Origin of the sequence: Modestobacter altitudinis (assembly GCF_005930475.1) — a bacterium.
GTDB lineage: Bacteria > Actinomycetota > Actinomycetes > Mycobacteriales > Geodermatophilaceae > Modestobacter > Modestobacter altitudinis.
Map to the genome: position 1 here is coordinate 1 of NZ_SJEW01000127.1, position 5,248 is coordinate 5,248.

The 5,248-nt window shown below is 73.4% G+C and carries 2 protein-coding genes; one reads left to right on the forward strand and one right to left on the reverse strand.

Annotated features, from left to right (window positions below; translation table 11 throughout):
- Window positions 1-3,185, reverse strand: a 3,185-nt coding sequence (locus FHL79_RS24560) for a DUF7379 domain-containing protein (RefSeq protein WP_138761172.1), incomplete at its 3' end; no start/stop codon positions are given.
- Between the two features lie 342 nt (window positions 3,186-3,527).
- Between FHL79_RS24560 and FHL79_RS24565 the strand changes: the two genes are divergently transcribed.
- The coding region (locus FHL79_RS24565) for a hypothetical protein (protein WP_218938604.1) at window positions 3,528-5,248 on the forward strand (1,721 nt) is incomplete at its 3' end.

Sequence of the window (5,248 nt, forward strand, 5' to 3'; positions counted from 1 at the left end):
GTCCCGGCGGGCACGCGCGTGCTGGCCGCTCGGACGTCCTCCACCCGGTCGGCGTAGTCGATGACGGCACGCGCCACCAGGTCGCTCAGGACCCCCCGGCTGAGCGGCTCGCCGCTGTCGAGGCCGAGGACGATGCACCCCTGAAGACGCGTGGCCCCGCCGCGCGGACGGACGAACCGCCACGTGCCCGCGGTGTCCGGGTAGAGACCGAGCAGCTGCAGGTTGGACAACTGGTCGTCGAGGAGGTCGTCACAGCGCTCCTCCGCCCCCGCGATGGGCGTCCCGGTCGCGTGCGCGAGGAGCACGGGGTGGCGGGCGCACTCCACGTCACCGTGGACGATGCGCAGCCTCAACGGGGGCACCCGGGAAGCCGCCGTGCCGAGGAACGGCGCGAGGGCGTCGAGACCGGCGTCGAGGGCACCTCGACGGTCCCAGACCGGCGTCGGGACGACCGGACCACCGCGGCTGCCTCCCGTACCGGCCAAACGCTGCCCGGCTTCGCCGGCACTCACCCACTCCGGGGCGGGGCCGTCGCCGCCTGCGGAGGCGCCGCGCGCGGTGGACGTGAGCAGCCTCGTCGATCCCCGTTCGAGGAGGTCGACGATCGCCTGCAGCGTCCGGGCGTCCTTGACCAGGTCGCCGTGCGCCACCCCCGGCGCGTAGTAGGTCGTGGCACGGGCGAGCTCTCCGCAACGCCGGGCGACGGTCCCGTCGCCGAAGTCGCCCATCCCGATCTCGAAGCCGGCCGTCCCGGTCGGACGGATGGCCACCGGTGTGCTGACGCCGTCCCCGAGGACGAGGTGGACGCCCGCGCCCTCGTCGGTCCGCAGGCGACCGTGGAGCGTCCTCGCCGCGTCGAGGACCGCAGCCACCGCCGCGGGATCGCGTCCGGGCCAGCGAAGCGGGTCGTACAGCCACTCCACGGCACCACCGCCGGGCTCGCCGACCAGCCCTGGACGAGGGAGGAGCTGGAGCAGCCCTGGGAACGTCCAGACCGTGTCCAGCCAGTCGTCGAGGGAACCCCGCAGGTCGACGCGCGAGAGTCCGGCGAGCACCGGATGGCGCCCGATCAGGGCCAGCGGGGTGGCGAGCGACCCCTGGTTGGGGGTGCCGGCGAGCACCACCCGACCGCCGCGCTCCTCCAGCCGGACGGCGAGCGAGGACCCGTGGCCGTCCGTGCCCGCCGCCTCCTCGGTCAGCGCGTACCGGGCGACGAGTCCGCCCATGGAATGCGCCACCACGTGGACGGGGACGCCCGCCAGCTCCTCGTCAGCGAGCAGGCGTTCGAGCAGTGTCCGCAGTCGGGCCGCCGCGTGCGCCACGTCGTCCCGCCAGTCGTAGGGGAAGGCCACCACCTCGAACTGGCGGGACAGGCGCTCCAGGGTCGCCCGGTAGCCCACGCACAGGACGCCTCCGGGCTGGGCAGTGTCGGCGGCGTCGGCAGGGGGGAGCCGCAGCCGCCCGAACCCGCCCTGCGCCAGACGCCAGGGGCTCAACCAGACGTGCTCACCGCCGATCGTGAGCTCGCTGCCCATGATGCCGGGGAGGAAGACGACCACCGGAGCCGGCGCCGCGGACGACCGGCCCGTGAGGTAGCCCCACGCCGTGGCCCCGGCTGCCTTCACGAGCGCTTGCACCCCGGGTCGGGCGCCGGCCGGGGCCACGCAGGTCAGGTCCAGCGCCTTGCCGAGGCTCCACTCGGGGCCGACTGCCTCGAGCGATCGGACGTCCTCGGGGGCGAACTGGCGGGCGCGGTGAGTGGACGGGAGCGGTTCGGCCTCCTCCCCCAGCCATGCTCGGAGGACGGGTGCCACGAGGTCCGAGCCCAGGTAGCTGTCGTGCCGGATGCCGTCGTGCTCGTCGAAGACCACCATGTCCTGGAGGCCCGCCCCGGGCTCCCGCCCCAGGGAGAGGGCGCTCAACGAAGGCACGACGACGTCGTTGGGCAGGCCGCCGAAGACGAGGTCCACCCCGGCGTCCTTGACGGCGTGCCAGATGCCGGAACCGGCGGCCGGCTCGTAGTCGGCGGCGAGCGCGCGGTAGTGGACGCCGCTGCGTCTGCGGGGCTCGTACGCGAGGTTCTCGCCGAGCCAGCTGCGGCTTCCTGCGTCCGCAGGTCTCATGCAGGTGATCCCGTCGAGACCGCCCAGGAACCCCGTCGCGACCTGGCGCGCGACGGTCAGGGCACCCTCCAGCGCCGTGGTCACCGGGTTGTCGGGGATCGGGGAGGCCAGGGTGAGCAGGCGGTCGACGAAACCGCCGAGGTGCTCGGGATCAGCCACCGGCGTTCCCCGGTGCGGCGTCGCGAGGAAGGTCAGGGAGCGGAAGTCGACGTGGGGTCCGCACTCGCCGACGAGGTCGGGGCGCTCGACGAGGAGCCGGGCGACGAGTCCCCCGCGCGAGTGGGCCAGCACGTCGACCTGGACCCGTTCGCCGACCCCACGGAGCCACCTGGCCAGCTCCCGTGCGTTCTCCAGCGGGTCGGTGGCCAGGGTGGGGTGGTCGAAGGCGATCACCTGGCGCCCGTACTCCCGGTACAGGTGCTCGACCAGGTCGACGGGCATGTCCCCGAACCCGCTGGCGGAGTGCGACAGCGCGTTGGGACCGTGGACGAGCAGGAGGACGCGGCCGCCGCGCAGTTCTCCGGCGCCGGCGGGCTGCTCCCCGGCGCTTCTGTACTGCTCGGGCGTGAAGAACCGGACCCGGTGCGGGCGGTGGCGGGCCTCCCAGGAGCCGACGAGGCGGTCGCTGACCGCACCGAGGACCGGGTCCACCAGGGCGAAGACCACCTTCTGCAGCAGCCACCGACCGGCTGTCCCGAGCACGCCCCGCTCACCTCCGGGGCCCGGGGACACCGGGATCGTGAACACAGTGCGATCGCGCCCGGCCCGGGTCCGGTCGGGCAGCACGGCCCGCAGGCCCTCGCCGTGGCGCACGAGCAGCAGCTCAGCGTGGCCGTCGCCCTCGAACGGCGTCTCGACCACGGCGGTGCCGCTGCGTCCCAGGACGCGGCCGTCGGCCTCCGACCGCGCCGGGGCGACCCCGAAGGACGACACGATGCCTGACGGCCGCAGGCCGGCCACCTCGTAGGCTTCCCGCCGGAGGACCGGCGGGACGTCGGCGCCGCTGCGCGGGGACGTGCCTTCGACGCCCTCCGTGCGGATCACCGGTTGCCACTCGGCCATGACGCTCCCGACAGCCCTGCGCGACGTCGCGCGGTTGCCGCAGCCTGGCGGGCATCGCGTCACCGCGATGTCACCGCTGCGTCACCGCTGCGTCACCGCTGCGGAGCTCGTAGACGTATCGCGACGACGCGAGGAGCGTCTGTTACTGGTCAGCGGTTCCACGTCGTTAGGAATCCAGCCATGGACAGACTCGAGGCACGCATCCGTCTGGTCCTCGCCTGTGTCGCAGTCGCACTGCTGGTGGTGGGGTGCTCGTCCGGCCCCGGCTCCACTGCGGACTCCGAGGTGGAGCCGGCCCGGCCACAGGCCGACCCAGGAACATCCGGTCAGGCGGCCTCCTGGGTGGACGAGGCGTTCCTGCAGGAGATGTCGGGTGCACACACCCTGGGGGAGGCCGTCGAGATCCTCTACCGGCGGTGTGAGGATCCGTCCGTCCCCGACCGGGTGGAGTGCGAGGCCGCTGTCCAGGGGCGGTTGGAGGCCGCGCGGGTCACCCTGACCGACGTCGGTGCGCCCGGCTGTGCCGCCCGCTGGGAGGGCGGCGGGATGGTCCTCAGCGGCGCGGACTGCGTGGGCGCCTTCCACCTGGTGGACGCCACAGGCCGACCCCTCGATCCCGCCACCCTGCCGCCGGACGGCCGGCTGCCCCAGAGCGGCGGGATCGCCACCGGCGCGGTACCCCCGGCCCGGGAGTCGGCAGTCGACGAGACGTTCCTCCAGGAGGTCTCCGTCGCGCACAGCCTGGAGGAGGCCGCCGCGGTCCTCTACCAGCGGTGTGGTGACGATCCCTCCGTCCCCGACCGGGCCGAGTGTGAGGCCGCCGTGCAGGGGCGGCTGGAGGTCGCGGCGGTCACGCTGACCGACGTCGCCTCCCCCGGCTGCGCCGCCCGCTGGGAGGACGCCGGAGTCGTCCTCAGCGGCGCGGACTGTGTGGCCGCCTTCCACCTGGTCGACGCCAGAGGCCGGCCCCTCGACCCCGCCACCCTGCCGCCGGACGGCCGGCTGCCCCAGGGCAGCGGGATCGCGAGCGGCTCGGTACCCGCGCCCGGTGCATCAGGCACGGGTCCGGGCGGGGGCCCGGGCCCGGGCGGCACCACCCCGGGTGGAGGACCGCCGGCGCCCACGACGGTCTCGCCACCGCCCGGGGTAGACAACTTCTTCAATAGGTTCGAGGGTGAACACACCCTGGAGGACGCGATCGGGGTCCTCACCGACGTGTGCGAAAAGGAAGTCGCGGACGTCACGGAGAGGAAGACGTGCGTGGACAACGTCCCCACGTTCTTCAAGACGAGCCCGGTCGTCCTGACCGATTTGGCTGTCGCAGGCTGCACCGCGCAGTGGGTGAACCCCGCTGACGGCGAACCAGGCCACATCCTCTTGAGGGGCCAAGGCTGCGTGGAAGCCTTCCACCTGGTCAACGCCCAAGGCCAACCCCTCGACCCCGCCACAGTGGCGGCGGACGGCCGGCTGCCCAAGGGCGGCGGGATCGCCACGGGTGGGGGACCGCCGGCTCCCACGACGGTCTCACCACCACCCGGGGTGGACGACTTCTTCAACAGGTTCGAGGGCCTGGGGACCCTGGAGGACGCCATCGGGGCCCTCGTCACCGAATGCGAGACCAACGAGGACATCACGGACAAAGAGACGTGCCTGAAGAACATCCCCACGTTCTTCGAGACGAGCCCGGTCGTGCTGACCGACCTGGCTGTCGAAGGCTGCACCGCCCAGTGGGTGAACCCCGCTGACGGCGAACCAGGCCACATCCTCCTGAAGGGCGGGGGTTGCGTGGAGGCCTTCGGCTTGGTGGACGCCGACGGTGACCCCATCGAGAGCGGGGACCTCCTCCCGAACGGGGAGCTCCCCGAGGGAACGGGGATACCGCAAACAGCCGTGGAGACGGCGACGGAGACGGCGACAGCGACGGAGACGGCGACCGAGACGGCGACGGGGACGGCGACGGAGACGGAGACGGAGACGGAGACCCAGTCGACGCCATCGGAGACCAGCACCGCCCCGCCATCGGAAACCAGCACCGCCCCGCCGCCACCGCCGGAGACCAGCAC